Raw genomic sequence first — 13,484 nt, forward strand, 5'->3', positions numbered from 1 at the left:
ACTCGTGGCCGTGTGGCCAAGTCGGGCGTTCATCGCTTCTCTTGGCGCGGGCGGCCCGCATGTTCAAGAACCAGCCTGTCGCCTCAGCCGTCTGCCACGTGGGTGTGGCTCCGGCTAGCATCTCGCGTTCGCAGCGGCCTATTCTTCGAAGTGGCTCTGCACAACCTGCCGGTCAAGTGGGACGTCCCACGGCGGGCGCCGGTGGTCCGCCTTGCGCAGGCCGTGCCGCCGTGGGCCGCCCCTTACCTTCACCGTTAGGCCTTGAATGCAGATCATGATCCGAGTAGTTGGACTCATAGCGCTCTCGCTGGGAATAGTGAGTTCGGCCTGGGCCTGCTCGTGTGCTCCTGAGTTCAGGAAATTCGAGAAGTCATATGCCATGGCAAAGGCTATCTACGTAGCGGAGTGGACGACAGTCAAGCTGTCTTCAGAAATTGCCCCTATCGGGAGTGGCGACTATCTTGAAGACGTTCAGTTTGTCGTCGCGGAAGTCTTTAAAGGCAAGAGGCGTGCTGGTGACGTTGTTCGAGTCAGATCAACGGTCGGGATGGGCGTCTGTGGAGCGAGCGTCCGAAACAATCCAATTTGGCTTGAGGCGCTTCCAAAGCCAGGCTACGTAGGCCCACCAATTGCAGCCTCGCTCTCAAAGTCTTGGCTGATCTACGAGTATGCAGACGAGCCATTCGAGTTGGAGTATTGCTCAAGGTCGAGGCCTATGAATCAAGGCGGCGATGAAGATGTGGCGCTTCTTCGGTCTCATGGGCGTCAGGTACCAAAGCCAAAACGTCCGCCAAGGGCAGTCGTGAGCGCCGGGCCTAACCAGTCGCTCGAGCCGACTCGCGTCGGCAAGCCGCCGCTCGCGGCACAGCTTCAACGTTAGGCTTCAAAGGCAACATGTCTACCGATGCTGATCTTCTGAAAATTGCTTCGGCCATGGAGGCGCTTGAGTCAAAGTTTGTGGACTCAAGGACGCTTGGCCTACATCTGGCGGTCGCCGAGGAGGCCGAATTCAAACGACTCTCGATTGAAGCGAAGGCCATCCTCGATCACGAGCTCGGATTGCTGAATGACTTTTCTACAAACCTACTTCTGACCATCAATCAGGGATCAGGCGGGTACCTTGGCGGACCTTCAATGGCTGCTGTTAGGTCCTCTCGCGCGATTGTCGAGGGTGGTGTCAATCAGATCCGGCGCAAGCCTGCGCACGCTGCAGCAAAGGTGAAGGCTGACGACCCGACGTATGTGAGCCCCTCCCGCTTGGCAGAAGTCCGGGCGTTAGCTTCCGCGAAATGGGACGTCACCCGGTTGGTGCGGTTGCTCGAAGAACTGAATGCGGCACATGCTCAGCGCTGTCACATGAGCGTGGCGATGTTGGTGCGCGCAGTGACAGATCATGTGCCGCCCGTTTTTGGATGCACAAACTTTGGTGAAGTCGCGAACAACTATGCAGGAGCCAAATCCTTCAGAGGCTCAATGCAGCACCTGCATGGTTCGATGAAACACATCGCGGACGCACATCTTCACGTGCAAATTCGAAAATCTGAAACATTGCCTAATGAAGCCCAAGTCGATTTCCGCGCAGACGTTGATGTGCTGCTTGCAGAATTCGTACGAGTACTGCAATGACGCCTAACCAGTCGCTCGAGCCGACTCGCGTCGGCAAGCCGCCGCTCGCGGCTCAGCTTCAACGTTAGGCATCGACCGATGGTCTTCCTCGCAATCACGCGTTCTGGCTATGAAGATTTCGCACGGATTGACGCGTCGGGAGTCAGTCTATGGGTTGGCGCAGGCGTTCTCTCTGCAGAAGAGTTGAGCTCATTGAGAGCTGATGGACTCGATGTTTCTGATTTCAATTTCGAGATTAGGCGTGAAGACAGCGTCGCGATTGAAGGCGCTGTTGCTACGATCCAGGAACACCATCCCGGTGAAGTCGTCTGGGTGCAGGCATAGAAAACCCGATGCCTAACCAGTCGCTCGAGCCGACTCGCGTCGGCAAGCCGCCGCTCGCGGCTCAGCTTCAACGTTAGGCGTCACAGAATGTCCGAGTCTGCCTTCACTCGAAGAAAATCCACGGCAACGTACTGGCGCAACAAGTCCAATGATTTGCTCGGTGCGGCTGGGCTTGTGTGGCTCGGTATGGGCAGCACCGATGGAAGAGAGCGAGACGCTCTTGGACTTCCTGATTGGTACTCATTCGAGGTCGCATGCCCGGCCGTCTTCCGAATGCTGTGTGGCATGTCGACAGAACTTCTGCTGAAGGCAATCATTGTCCAGCGTGGCAACGAGCCCAAGCAGACTCATAACCTGATCGAGCTGTCGAAACAGGCGGCCCTCGATGTTTCGGCTGAGCAATCACAGCTCCTTAGCGTTCTGACTGAGTACGTCATCTGGGACGGACGTTACCCGGTACCAAAGACTGAGCCGATATTTGAGAAGACCAGAGTTCTTGCGCAGCAGACCTTGACTACAAAGGTTCGCTTAGGCAACAGCAGCTTCAGCGTGCTTCGGCAGAATGGCGCCCTGGACTGGGACAACTTCTTGAAACTTTGGAACAGATTCAATGAGGTATATCTTGCGCATGACGCCTAACCAGTCGCTCGAGCCGACTCGCGTCGGCAAGCCGCCGCTCGCGGCTCAGCTTCAACGTTAGGCCTCATCGATGAGCCACGCACACAGTTTCGACGAATCTACCTGGCCGTTTCGCGCGCCAATCAACACTGCTTCGTTCACGACGATTCGAGTTCTGGATGCGTCACTTCCTATCCTTGAGGTCTATCACGACCACGATGGAGACTGGCAGTTCATGTGCGGTACTACCAATGCATCAGAAGATGCGAAGGTTGTCTGTCTTGGCTGCATGGTTGAACGAGACCCCACACTTGTTCAGCTTGCCGATTTGCCGGACGGATGGATGGCTTATCGAGAATCGCCCGAGCATCCTTGGTCACGCGAGGAATATGAAGACAGCGATGCCGAAAATGAGGCCTAACCTGTCGCTCGAGCCGACTCGCGTCGGCAAGCCGCCGCTCGCGGCTCAGCTTCAACGTTAGCCATCTGTCGATTCGCCGTGCCTACTGCCCAATTCCGCACTTGCAGCGCGAGATCGCGTGCCGCTTTGGCTGCCACGCTGCTACTGATTACGTGGATCGGCGCGAGCGGCGCGGAACTGACTGCGAAAGAACGCCAGCTTTCTGAAGCCATAGAAGCATTTCACATGTGCATTCGAGCCGTAGGTGCTGTTTCCGCAAAGAGGCAAGCGTGCGGCGCAGACATTGCTTTGCTGCCGGCGGACTTCAAGACTCTTAGGGAATGCCTTGCAAAGTCCAATTCAGTGAAGCGCAAACTGCACTTCCAAGCTACGTCGATCCCTTCTATGCCTGATGCCACGCTATTCTGCGATCGCATTGACTACCTCTTCACGTTCCGAGATCGCGCTGGCCGGTGGGCCGTAACTGGCGTCTATCAGTTGGTAGCGAACTAGTGAATCACGAACAGTCCAGTTCCGCATTGCAGCTGGCTAACCAGTCGCTCGAGCCGACTCGCGTCGGCAGGCCGCCGCTCGCGGCTCAGCTTCAACGTTAGGCAAGAATGAAAGATCGGGCCATCTACAAGCTCGTCGCAAGCTCGAAGCGGCGCCCGTCCGTTCAGAGTGGGGCGTTTCCGCGCGACTACTTCATAGACCACTTCAACGGAACTCCCTTGCCTGACGGCTGGATAGCTCCGCCGCATGAGATTCGCGGAGTTTCATACGGACTGCCAGACGTCCTTCTCTGGAAGGAGCTTTGTCCCTTGATGTCGGCCCGTGCAGTCGCGCTCTTTGAGGCAGTAGCGCCAGGCTGTGCCGAGTACAGGTTCTTCGCGGAAGTGAAGGGGAAGCCCTACTATGTTCTTAACGTTCTTGCCACGGCTGACCCTGAGCTTCAGGATCACTGTCCACCGTTGTTTAGGCGACCGAGTCCTGGGCCATCTGAAAACCTCTGCGGCGAAGCCATTCCCGCTGCAGTTGTCGCACATAGATTCACCGGCTTCTGCTTTCGGGATCCATTCAAATCGGAAACTAGGGACCTTTCCCTTGGCAAAGATACAAATGTTTATCCCGGCGTTCTTGCCTAACCAGTCGCTCGAGCCGACTCGCGTCGGCAAGCCGCCGCTCGCGGCTCAGCTTCAACGTTAGGGCTCAAGAGAAGAGGCGGATGACTTCCACTAGTGTGAAATCCGAGTTCTATGGCATTCGTGTGCTGATTAAGCACCCGTCGTGGCCCGTCGCTGAAATCTCCAAGCGCCTTGCCGAAGAGCCGGACTACGGTTGGAGCGCCGGTGAAGGCGGAAAGACTGAAACGACGTGGTCGCGCGAATCATGCACAACGGGCAAAAGGTACTTCTTTGAAGAAGTACGCGACGTCCTAGATTGGATTCAAACTAGAGATGGGTTCGCTGAGGAGCTCAACGCGACGGGTGGGAGCCTAGCTGTCATAGTCAATCTGCCCGGCACTGTGAACTTGGGTTGCAGTCTCGAGCCAGACGCTATGCATTTGGCTGCCAAATTGGGTGTGAGCGTGGGGGTAGAGGTATTTCCGAACATGAGGCGCCCGGATGCGAAACCAGTTGAGCCCTAACCAGTCGCTCGAGCCGACTCGCGTCGGCAAGCCGCCGCTCGCGGCTCAGCTTCAACGTTAGGTGTATGCAAATCCATGAACTGCACTGCGAAGATCTCTGTCACAGCGACCGATGAGCACACCATCGTTGCGGTTGGTGATCGCGAGCTCTTCGACTATTTCGATGACTTCTTTGTCGAACGCGGCTTTGAGTGCATCTGTGTCTCGTTGGCTGAGCCGGGAGACGAACAAATGAACTCGTTCTATTTCAGTAGCGAGTTCACGCCCGCGATGCTCAGCAAGGTAGTTTCGGAAGTTCCACCTTCCGAGATCGAACGCATTCTTTCGCTCAATGCAAAGCAGGGCTAGGTCATGCCACGGCACACACCTAACCTGTCGCTCGAGCCGACTCGCGTCGGCAAGCCTCCGCTCGCGGCTCAGCTTCAACGTTGTGCATCTGGCTGCCGGGAGTCCAAGTGAGGATGGTTCGTCTTACGCGTGAGCAGCGCTCGGCCAATTGCCTAGGCCGCAGTTCTCTTTGTGGCGCGGCTTGGCACAGTTCGGTCGCCGCTGCTGGTCCAAGTGGCGCCAATCGTCGTGGCCGCGTGGCCAAGGTTGGGCGCGGCATCGTTCTCTTTGCGCGCCGGGCCGCATGGTCAAGAACCAGCCAGGCGCCCCAGCCGTCTGCCACGTGGGTGTTGCTCCGGTTGGCATCCCGCGTTCGCTACCGCCGATGCTTCGAAGTGGCTCTGCACAACCTGCCGGTCAAGCGGGACGTCCCACGGCGGGTGCCGGTGGTCCGCCTTGCGCAGGCCGTGCCGCCGTGGGCCGCCCCTTACCTTCATCGTTAGGTTGCCAATGCACAGACTTGTCGTTCTAGTGGCCGCGACATTTGCCTGCATTCCTGCAATGGCACAGAAGGCCCAGGCAGTTGAATCATGCCGGCTGAAGATCGGCATGCTCGCATTTACGGAGAAGGAGCAGGAGGCCGATTGGATTGTGAGCCGCAGAAGCTCAGATCCTGACGCTATCGTTGATGAGTACATGTGGCACATGAAACGTGCCAAGGACAAGCTGCCTCCCATGAGCGGGAAGCGAATGAAGATCGACAGGACCGAGGCAAAGAGAATGATTTTGCGTGGCTACGTGGAGTTTCTTCTTGGAGGCGAAGATGGTAGGACTGAACTCTTGACGAAGCGTGGTACTTGGTTTGTTGTTCCTCCGGAGAAGCGCAAGGGGGCACATATCAATGACCTTTTCGATGCGGCAGACTTGGTTGATCCTTGCGGGGTCAACATTGGGCGGGGGTACGAGTGAATGTGGCAACCTAACCAGTCGCTCGAGCCGACTCGCGGCGGCAAGCCTCCGCTCGCGGCTCAGCTTCAACGTTAGACCACACAAATGCTTCTTCTGAAGGCGACGAATCTGACATGGATCAACGGCCAAGCCGAAGATCCGACCGATCAGTGCGCCCATGGGCGGATCGAGCTGACTGTGGACGGAGATGTTCTGTACAGAACTGGTGAGGCAGACATTACGGTTTCAGCCGCCTGTCTCTACCTGCTGCGAACGGTTGAGGACGACCACACTCCAGAACGTTCGGTTGCAGAAGGCAATTGGCTATTCCCTTGCTGTGGCTTCAACATGTTTCCTGCGCAAGGTAGGTACAAGGTGAGTTGCATGGGCTGCAATACAGGGACAGACGTCTTTGTGCGGCACGTGGGCGATAGAGTTCTCCTAACCTGCGATGAACGAGAAGCCAGTGTGTCGCAGGCTGAGTGGAGGACAGCTGTTCTAGGGCTAGTCCGACAAGTGGAGAGCTTTTATGCAGAGTGCGAGCCGAAGGCTGACCTGGAAGGTGACTTCGACATTGAGGGCTGGGGTCTTTTTTGGTCCGAATGGAAGGCTAGGAAGGGCCGCGCTGAAAGAAGTGTGGTCTAACCAGTCGCTCGAGCCGACTCGCGTCGGCAAGCCGCCGCTCGCGGCTCAGCTTCAACGTTAGGCCGCACGTGACGAACATTTCACTGCCGACATCCGTTCTTCATGCCCTTGGCTCACTGGTTCAAGGGCTCGCTGCTCGTGGCGCACTACCTACTCATTGCGAAGAGTCTGCGTCGTTCGGAAACTTCGAGGCCACGTTCTCTCGCGGGACGCTCACCTTCTCGGTCGTCCGAGATCGCGGCCAGTTTCATGTTGGCGTCGCTGAGCGTGGCGTGCTGGAGCGTGCGGGGCTTTGGCGCAGTTTCAGCGGTACCAATTCATTGGCGGCGCCACTGTTCGCCTGGTTGGAGTCGCAAGATGCAGCCTAACCTGTCGCTCGAGCCGACTCGCGTCGGCAGGCCGCCGCTCGCGGCTCAGCTTCAACGTTAGGCCAGCATGAAATACGTGCTCGTACTTGCCATCGCGATTCCTGCCGCATCTGCACAAGCGCACGACGCTGAGTCGATGCCGTGCTTGCAATCGGCCAATACTATTGAGAAGAACATTTGCTTGGGTCGCGAAGTCGAAGCGCTGGAAAGGAGCATCTCTCTGCAAGTCGCTCGCGTTTCCGCGCTTCTGCGGAAGCAAGATGTTCAAGAGCCGGTCGTAAAGCTTGCGCCAGCGTTTGAGTCCTCGCAGGCCAAGTGGCAGAAGTTTCAGGAAGCCGAATGCAACTTCAGAAGCCTCTCATTTGGCAGCGGTACGGGTGCACCGGCGGCCGCAGCGTTCTGCAAGCTTGAGCTCGGTCGTTCTCGGTTGAGCTATCTAGAAGGCTTGCAGTGAAAACAGGCTTTGTTCGCTATTGCCGCAGCCGGCCTAACCAGTCGCTCGAGCCGACTCGCGTCGGCAAGCCGCCGCTCGCGGCTCAGCTTCAACGTTAGGGATCCCGCGAATGACCGTCGCAGCGCGTGAGGTACTTGAAGACTGTCGCGGTGCCGTAGATGAAATTGGCGGTGGTGTGCAGGGCCGCGCCTGGCGTCGACGCTGGGTTGCTGCGGTAGTGCTCATGCGGACTGTCGGGTACGTGCTGGCGGCCGTTGACTCCAAGCGCAGCCCTGCGCATAAAGCCGCAATTGATAAGGCGTGGGCGGCCCTAAGTGCCACAAAGCCTGAGCCAGCGATCTTCTGGTCGTTCATTGATATGGAGCGACATAGCATCGTTCATGAATACGATATCGGTGCTGGGCAAGGCGTTACCGTAAGCCCGGGCGCTGCAATTCCGGTCGAACACCACTACGTTATGAACAGTGGCCCATACGCTGGAAAGGACCAGCGTGAAGTTCTGCGAGACTGCATTGGGTGGTGGGAAAGCTACCTCGACGCCATCGAAAGAGAGGTTGGGAAATGATCCCTAACCAGTCGCTCGAGCCGACTCGCGTCGGCAAGCCGCCGCTCGCGGCTCAGCTTCAACGTTAGGGTGCAAATGCGCTGGACCAGCTACTTCGTCGGTCTGATGGCTCTTGCCGCTTTGGCCAGTTGCTCGATGGGAAGCAGCGTCTCTGATCGCGTTGCTGCCGAGGCGGCGAAGTCTAAGAGCTTCGAGCTGAAGAAGCTCACCTCCTTTGAGTGGAACCAGGCCTTCGTGTTCAGTCCCTACTCGTTGCGCGAACAGGTTTGCGGCGCGCTACCTGCGACATGGGCGCAATGCGCGAGCACCTACCCAACCGGCGTTGGCGAAGGCAGCTATTTGCTGGCGTTCGTCCGTGACGGCATGGTTATCCACCATGAGCTACACCCCAGAGGCAATGGAGAATTCTGCGCATCCGGCTGCCTGCTTCAACTCACACCGCAAGATGCAAAGTTCATTGTCAGTTCGTCGGTTTCGGGGCCAAAGCGTTTTTCCAAAGTTGCCCCCTAACCTGTCGCTCGAGCCGACTCGCGTCGGCAGGCCGCCGCTCGCGGCTCAGCTTCAACGTTAGGGAGCACAGGCGCTCTCCTCGCTACTTCAAAGAACTCATGTCCTTGGTTTCCCGTCTCTTCCGTAGGCCCACTGATCGGATGCAAACATCTGATGCAATTGAGACCTTCAAAGTCCTTGCTACTGAAGTCGTGGTTGAGCTTGAGGCGGCAATTGCGAGGCATGACGTGAGCTATCCCAACGCCGAAGTGGCGCTCCTAAATGTCCGTACTTGGCTGACTTTGGCAGAGGAGGGAAAGCTGCCGGGCTCATTTCGTCCCAGCTTCGGCGTCTATAGGTCCGAGCTTGACTTCGGGCCTGTGGAGCGGCGCATGTATGACCTGCAAACTCTTTACGTGGAGCACATCAGAGATGCAGTTTGAAGTGCGCCCTAACCAGTCGCTCGAGCCGACTCGCGTCGGCAAGCCGCCGCTCGCGGCTCAGCTTCAACGTTAGGGCACAGGGAAGAGAAATGCACCAGTGCGGTCCAGGCGGCTCGCTCCGAGCCAGGCTGCTGAATTCAAAGGCAATGGCGGCGTGGCTAGGTTCTGCGTCGGCCGCGAGAACAGCCTCGACCGCTGTGCCTTCGGCCATCATTCCTTGCATGTTGGTTGCTAGCGCTTCGCGCTGCAGTGCTGCGCCTGGCAGTCAGTTTGTTGAGTGGTCTGCGCGAGGCCGTGCCCGAGTCGTTGCGCTCCCACGCCGGCCAGGCCGCTCAAATCCGAATGCACGCAGCACGCTGCAAGGCCACATGGTGGCTGGCGCTGCTGTTCGTGGCCGGCCGGGTTCTTCCCGTCGCGGCACGCGGCTCTTGGGCCTAGGCTCGCAATTTCGTCAGCCGGTTCTGGCTAGGTTCCTGGTTTGCCAAGGCCTGTGCCCTAACCAGTCGCTCGAGCCGACTCGCGTCGGCAAGCCGCCGCTCGCGGCTCAGCTTCAACGTTGTGCATCAGGCAGCTTGGAGAGCAAGTGAGGATGGTCCGTCGTTCGCGCCAGAGCCAGTGGGCCGTTTGCGGAGGCACAAATTCTCCTGGTGGCGCGGTTTGGCGCTCCTCGATCGCCGTCGCTGCGCCGCGTAGCGCCAGCACTCGTGGCCGTGTGGCCAAGTCGGGCGTTCATCGCTTCTCTTGGCGCGGGCGGCCCGCATGTTCAAGAACCAGCCTGTCGCCTCAGCCGTCTGCCACGTGGGTGTGGCTCCGGCTAGCATCTCGCGTTCGCAGCGGCCTATTCTTCGAAGTGGCTCTGCACAACCTGCCGGTCAAGTGGGACGTCCCACGGCGGGCGCCGGTGGTCCGCCTTGCGCAGGCCGTGCCGCCGTGGGCCGCCCCTTACCTTCACCGTTAGGCCGCATGCAATGGCATCGAATTCCCGACCGCCATCTGATTGGCAGCCGACGCCGCGTCAGATGGAGTTGCTATTTGCTGAGTTGGGCCTGTGCTTGAACGTATATCAGCGAATCGAGTTGCAACTGAAGGCGCTCTTGCCATTTTTAGTAGATCCTCGCACTGGACGAACTTATCTCAGAAATGGAAACCTCAACTGGCGAATTTTTATCGACTCAAAGGAGACACTGGGAGGTCTGATGAAGCGGTTACACGAGAAGACCACCGCTGAGCGGCTCGACGAATTCGAGAGCTATTGGAGGACTCTCGTCGACTATAGAAATGAAGTCGTTCATCATTTCATGGAGCAGCCATTCTCAAACTTGGAAACTGCCGAGAAGTACAGCGCCGCACGCGATTTCCTTGTGGCGCGTAGATTGCATGCTCTGCCTATGCATGATTCGCTAGACGTCGCTGTTGCAAAGCTCTCTAAAGATCTGTCGAGCGGTTCGAGCGGTGCGGCCTAACCAGTCGCTCGAGCCGACTCGCGTCGGCAGGCCGCCGCTCGCGGCTCAGCTTCAACGTTAGGCCATGGGACAAAAACTCTCTGCGCAGGATCTGGCGCTTTATCGAGCCGTTGACGAAGTCCTGCACTACGTCTGGGATCCCATTGGAGTTGCAGGTACGCCGGAAGCCCGAGACGAGTACTACGGCTACTTGCCAAAGGTCTTTGCCTTGGTCCGAGATAGAGCAGAAGAATCTGCAATCGCTGCAGAGCTATGCTCCATCGCAACGCAGCGTATGGGACTTTCAGCCAGGCCGGAGCACGACTTGGAGATTGCTCGTCTTCTTTTGTCCTGGCGGGAGTCTGTCAATGAGCGCCTGGCCTAACCAGTCGCTCGAGCCGACTCGCGTCGGCAAGCCGCCGCTCGCGGCTCAGCTTCAACGTTAGGCCTCACATGCGCGAAGCAGATGACTGGCGACTGACCAATCAGCTCGGTTACCTAAAGAAGGCCAAGCTCAAGTGGCAGCCGTACGTGCCATCGTCCAAAGAGAACGATCACGATCATTGCGAATTCTGTTTCACGAAATTCATGAGCGAAGGATCAGCAGACGCAGTCTCGTGCGGGTATGCCACATCGGATAGGTATCGCTGGGTGTGCCAGACTTGCTTCCATGACTTTTCGGAACTCTTCGAATGGCAGGCTGACGGTGCGGCCTAACCTGTCGCTCGAGCCGACTCGCGTCGGCAAGCCTCCGCTCGCGGCTCAGCTTCAACGTTGTGCAGCAGGCTGCCGGTAGAGCAAGTGAGGATGGTTCGTCGTTCGCGTCAGAAGCAGTGGGCTGCTTGCGGAGGTACGAGTTCTCCTCGTGGCACGGACGGGCGCAGTTCGTTGCCCGCCGCAGCTCCGCGTGGCGCCAAGCGTCGTGGCCGTGTGGCCGAGGTCGGGCGGCATTCGCTTCTTTTGGCGCGGCGGTCCGCATGGTCAAGAACCAGCCTGTCGCCTCAGCCTTCTTCCACGTGGGTGTTGCTCCGTTTAGCATCTGGCGTTCGCAGGGGCCGATGCTTCGAAGTGGCTCTGCACAACCAGCCGCTCAACCGGACCCGCGGCGGCAGGCCGCCTCGGTCCGGTTAGCTTCATCGTTGGGCGTCACCAGATGCGAATTGCTTGCATGCGTTCGAAAGCTCCGGAGGCACTCTTGTGCTTCAAGGACGGCAATGAGTAATGCTCCAGCGATCGTTGGGGTCGTAGGCGGGCTCGTGTACGCCGCATATGCAGTTCCCACCATGTTTCAGTTCTTTTCGTACTGCGAGATGGTTGCTGCAGCCACGGGCAAGACTGGTGAGAATGCGGACAAGAAGACACAGGACGACGGTGGTCTCAATGCGTTTCAGCGTGAGCAGTACCGGTTACTCCGGAACGGTGACTTTATGAACTGTCCAGATGCTGCTGTGGTTGCGTGCGGCATTGTTGTCGCGCGCAAGCTCAGAGTCTCGTTCTGGGCGGCCGTTGCTCTGGTCGTTTCGTTCGCTGCCGCAGACATATTTACGCAATGACGCCCAACCAGTCGCTCGAGCCGACTCGCGTCGGCAAGCCTCCGCTCGCGGCTCAGCTTCAACGTTAGCCATCATGAAGAACCATCACCATCTTTGGCCGTTCAGCGAAATTCCGCCGAACGAAATTTCCATTTACGACGGTCCGGAAGCCTTCCTCGCTAGCTACGAAACTGCTTCCGTTGCTCATCGAATCTCGTTTTGCGCGTTTTGGCTTCAGGCCGAGGTGCTGAATGGTGGTCTGAGCCAGTTCTTCTCCAACAGCACCGGCGTGCTCGCTCCCGAAGCTGTTGCTGCTTGCCGTATGGTGAAGATGCCAATCCTTGCGGAGAAGGTCGAACACGCGATGTCTTGGTTTGGTCCTGTCTATCCTAGAGATCGAGGAGTTCGGGAAGAGGCACTTGAGCGCCATGCTGAGATGGATCCAGATGCAGAAGATCCGTTCTCTGAGCTTGATGACGAGGTAGCAAATCTGATCTACGAAGAGGGGATCGGCCTTGAGAAGAGCATGGAGGCCTACTTGGAGAGAAATGATGGCTAACCTGTCGCTCGAGCCGACTCGCGTCGGCAGGCCGCCGCTCGCGGCTCAGCTTCAACGTTAGGCAGCATGATGGGCGCGTACCGACTTGTGGCGATTGAGACGTTCAGGAACGCTGGCGATCCATCTTCCGCTTCGATTCGAGCTCGCCCGCTCCCGAACCAGGGGTTGCCTACGGATATGAAAGTTGAGTTCTCTAGGCGGATCCGGGATGCGTATCCGCTTGGTACGGTATTCGTACTACAGGCGAAAGTGACAGATCGCGAAGGAACACTGTTCTTGTACTCGTCTTATCGATGGTCCTGCGAAGTTGTCCCACGCGAGGTCGCCATTGCCAAGATTGCAGCAGGCGGTTTCGCATGAATCTGCCTAACCAGTCGCTCGAGCCGACTCGCGTCGGCAAGCCGCCGCTCGCGGCTCAGCTTCAACGTTAGCCATCTCTATGAAACAACTCGAAAGATTGCTATTCCTGCAAGGGCAACGCTGCTTCTTCTGCCAGCAATCAATCCCTGATGGCGAAGCGAGCGTGGAGCATTTGGTGGCGAGTGCCAACGGTGGAACCAATGGCGATGACAACTGCGTCGCTTGCTGCAAGGCGGTGAACTCAGCACTCGGCAGCCTCTCGATCAAAGAGAAGCTTCGAGTCGTCCTGAATCAGCGCGGGCCGTTTTCGTGCCCGAAGTCCCGGAACTCCAATCAAATCGATGGCGCAGCATTGGTGGGCCCAGACGAGGAACGAATCTTTGCGGTCTTGGCGGATCTGCAGAAGCGAGGCTCGGCGCGGCCACGGAAAGTCGGAACATTGCAAAACACCATTTCTGCGGTGTTCCATAAGAAACTCACTGAACAAGAAGTTGAGTACCTATTCGAGGCGCTGGTCGCCAAGGGCTACGTCGTGGTTGACGACCAGAAGGTCTCATATGCTCTGCCACAGCGAGCTGGCTAACCAGTCGCTCGAGCCGACTCGCGTCGGCAGGCCGCCGCTCGCGGCTCAGCTTCAACGTTAGGCTGCACGGAAGCATTGAGTTATGGCACGATCTGACGCTCTTGAACCGAGGGGGTGAGCATGTTCGAAGCGCATCTATTGGTCACAGCAATT

General features: G+C 57.9%; 16 protein-coding genes. All 16 read left to right on the forward strand.

Going from position 1 to position 13,484, the window contains the following annotated elements:
- The first annotated feature begins 265 nt into the window (after positions 1–265).
- The 16 genes from V3596_RS21550 (at position 266) to V3596_RS21625 (ending at position 13,331) form a co-directional block, all read left to right on the forward strand.
- Complete coding sequence (locus V3596_RS21550; protein WP_334279898.1) at positions 266–880, forward strand: hypothetical protein; 615 nt, start codon at positions 266–268, stop codon at positions 878–880.
- A 14-nt stretch (positions 881–894) separates the two neighbouring features.
- The gene (locus V3596_RS21555; RefSeq protein ID WP_334279899.1) at positions 895–1,626 is read left to right on the forward strand and encodes a hypothetical protein; all 732 of its coding nucleotides are present in this window, start codon (positions 895–897) and stop codon (positions 1,624–1,626) included.
- A gap of 78 nt (positions 1,627–1,704) precedes the next feature.
- On the forward strand, positions 1,705–1,950 hold the full coding sequence (locus V3596_RS21560; protein ID WP_334279900.1) for a hypothetical protein: 246 nt from the start codon (positions 1,705–1,707) through the stop codon (positions 1,948–1,950).
- 87 nt (positions 1,951–2,037) lie between these two features.
- A complete protein-coding gene (locus V3596_RS21565; RefSeq protein WP_334279901.1) occupies positions 2,038–2,589 on the forward strand; it encodes a HEPN domain-containing protein in 552 nt (183 codons plus the stop codon).
- 70 nt (positions 2,590–2,659) lie between these two features.
- Entirely contained in the window at positions 2,660–2,989 is a 330-nt protein-coding gene (locus V3596_RS21570; protein WP_334279902.1) for a hypothetical protein, read from the forward strand.
- Positions 2,990–4,691: 1,702 nt separating this feature from the next.
- A complete protein-coding gene (locus tag V3596_RS21575) occupies positions 4,692–4,964 on the forward strand; it encodes a hypothetical protein (RefSeq protein ID WP_334279903.1) in 273 nt (90 codons plus the stop codon).
- Positions 4,965–5,504: 540 nt separating this feature from the next.
- Positions 5,505–5,912, forward strand: coding sequence for a hypothetical protein (locus V3596_RS21580; protein ID WP_334279904.1), 408 nt, complete (start codon positions 5,505–5,507; stop codon positions 5,910–5,912).
- Between the two features lie 1,059 nt (positions 5,913–6,971).
- On the forward strand, positions 6,972–7,358 hold the full coding sequence (locus V3596_RS21585; RefSeq protein WP_334279905.1) for a lysozyme inhibitor LprI family protein: 387 nt from the start codon (positions 6,972–6,974) through the stop codon (positions 7,356–7,358).
- A gap of 109 nt (positions 7,359–7,467) precedes the next feature.
- On the forward strand, positions 7,468–7,923 hold the full coding sequence (locus V3596_RS21590) for a hypothetical protein (RefSeq protein ID WP_334279906.1): 456 nt from the start codon (positions 7,468–7,470) through the stop codon (positions 7,921–7,923).
- A gap of 75 nt (positions 7,924–7,998) precedes the next feature.
- The gene (locus tag V3596_RS21595; protein WP_334279907.1) at positions 7,999–8,433 is read left to right on the forward strand and encodes a hypothetical protein; all 435 of its coding nucleotides are present in this window, start codon (positions 7,999–8,001) and stop codon (positions 8,431–8,433) included.
- A gap of 140 nt (positions 8,434–8,573) precedes the next feature.
- Positions 8,574–8,855, forward strand: a complete 282-nt coding sequence (locus V3596_RS21600) for a hypothetical protein (RefSeq protein WP_334279908.1) — start codon at positions 8,574–8,576, stop codon at positions 8,853–8,855.
- 968 nt (positions 8,856–9,823) lie between these two features.
- Positions 9,824–10,318 carry a hypothetical protein gene (locus tag V3596_RS21605; protein WP_334279909.1) on the forward strand — a complete coding sequence of 165 codons (495 nt, stop codon included), beginning with the start codon at positions 9,824–9,826 and terminating at the stop codon, positions 10,316–10,318.
- Positions 10,319–10,382: 64 nt separating this feature from the next.
- The gene (locus V3596_RS21610; protein ID WP_334279910.1) at positions 10,383–10,682 is read left to right on the forward strand and encodes a hypothetical protein; all 300 of its coding nucleotides are present in this window, start codon (positions 10,383–10,385) and stop codon (positions 10,680–10,682) included.
- An 898-nt stretch (positions 10,683–11,580) separates the two neighbouring features.
- Positions 11,581–11,850 (forward strand): hypothetical protein, encoded by a 270-nt coding sequence (locus tag V3596_RS21615; RefSeq protein WP_334279911.1) that lies wholly within the window; start codon positions 11,581–11,583, stop codon positions 11,848–11,850.
- 73 nt (positions 11,851–11,923) lie between these two features.
- The gene (locus V3596_RS21620; RefSeq protein WP_334279912.1) at positions 11,924–12,388 is read left to right on the forward strand and encodes a DMP19 family protein; all 465 of its coding nucleotides are present in this window, start codon (positions 11,924–11,926) and stop codon (positions 12,386–12,388) included.
- Between the two features lie 439 nt (positions 12,389–12,827).
- The gene (locus tag V3596_RS21625) at positions 12,828–13,331 is read left to right on the forward strand and encodes an HNH endonuclease (RefSeq protein ID WP_334279913.1); all 504 of its coding nucleotides are present in this window, start codon (positions 12,828–12,830) and stop codon (positions 13,329–13,331) included.
- The last annotated feature ends 153 nt before the right edge of the window (positions 13,332–13,484 follow it).

It is taken from the genome of Roseateles microcysteis (assembly GCF_036880965.1).
In the GTDB taxonomy this organism is placed as follows: Bacteria; Pseudomonadota; Gammaproteobacteria; order Burkholderiales; family Burkholderiaceae_C; genus JAUASW01.

Excerpts from the sequence above, each read along its gene's own strand:
- V3596_RS21595 (WP_334279907.1), top strand. The coding sequence starts at position 7,999 with ATGCGCTGGACCAGCTACTTCGTCGGTCTGATGGCTCTTGCCGCTTTG.
- V3596_RS21610 (WP_334279910.1), top strand. The coding sequence starts at position 10,383 with ATGGGACAAAAACTCTCTGCGCAGGATCTGGCGCTTTATCGAGCCGTT.
- V3596_RS21620 (WP_334279912.1), top strand. The coding sequence starts at position 11,924 with ATGAAGAACCATCACCATCTTTGGCCGTTCAGCGAAATTCCGCCGAAC.
- V3596_RS21580 (WP_334279904.1), top strand. The coding sequence starts at position 5,505 with ATGGCACAGAAGGCCCAGGCAGTTGAATCATGCCGGCTGAAGATCGGC.
- V3596_RS21550 (WP_334279898.1), top strand. The coding sequence starts at position 266 with ATGCAGATCATGATCCGAGTAGTTGGACTCATAGCGCTCTCGCTGGGA.
- V3596_RS21605 (WP_334279909.1), top strand. The coding sequence starts at position 9,824 with ATGGCATCGAATTCCCGACCGCCATCTGATTGGCAGCCGACGCCGCGT.
- V3596_RS21575 (WP_334279903.1), top strand. The coding sequence starts at position 4,692 with ATGAACTGCACTGCGAAGATCTCTGTCACAGCGACCGATGAGCACACC.
- V3596_RS21590 (WP_334279906.1), top strand. The coding sequence starts at position 7,468 with ATGACCGTCGCAGCGCGTGAGGTACTTGAAGACTGTCGCGGTGCCGTA.
- V3596_RS21600 (WP_334279908.1), top strand. The coding sequence starts at position 8,574 with ATGCAAACATCTGATGCAATTGAGACCTTCAAAGTCCTTGCTACTGAA.
- V3596_RS21615 (WP_334279911.1), top strand. The coding sequence starts at position 11,581 with ATGTTTCAGTTCTTTTCGTACTGCGAGATGGTTGCTGCAGCCACGGGC.
- V3596_RS21560 (WP_334279900.1), top strand. The coding sequence starts at position 1,705 with ATGGTCTTCCTCGCAATCACGCGTTCTGGCTATGAAGATTTCGCACGG.
- V3596_RS21565 (WP_334279901.1), top strand. The coding sequence starts at position 2,038 with ATGTCCGAGTCTGCCTTCACTCGAAGAAAATCCACGGCAACGTACTGG.
- V3596_RS21570 (WP_334279902.1), top strand. The coding sequence starts at position 2,660 with ATGAGCCACGCACACAGTTTCGACGAATCTACCTGGCCGTTTCGCGCG.
- V3596_RS21585 (WP_334279905.1), top strand. The coding sequence starts at position 6,972 with ATGAAATACGTGCTCGTACTTGCCATCGCGATTCCTGCCGCATCTGCA.
- V3596_RS21555 (WP_334279899.1), top strand. The coding sequence starts at position 895 with ATGTCTACCGATGCTGATCTTCTGAAAATTGCTTCGGCCATGGAGGCG.
- V3596_RS21625 (WP_334279913.1), top strand. The coding sequence starts at position 12,828 with ATGAAACAACTCGAAAGATTGCTATTCCTGCAAGGGCAACGCTGCTTC.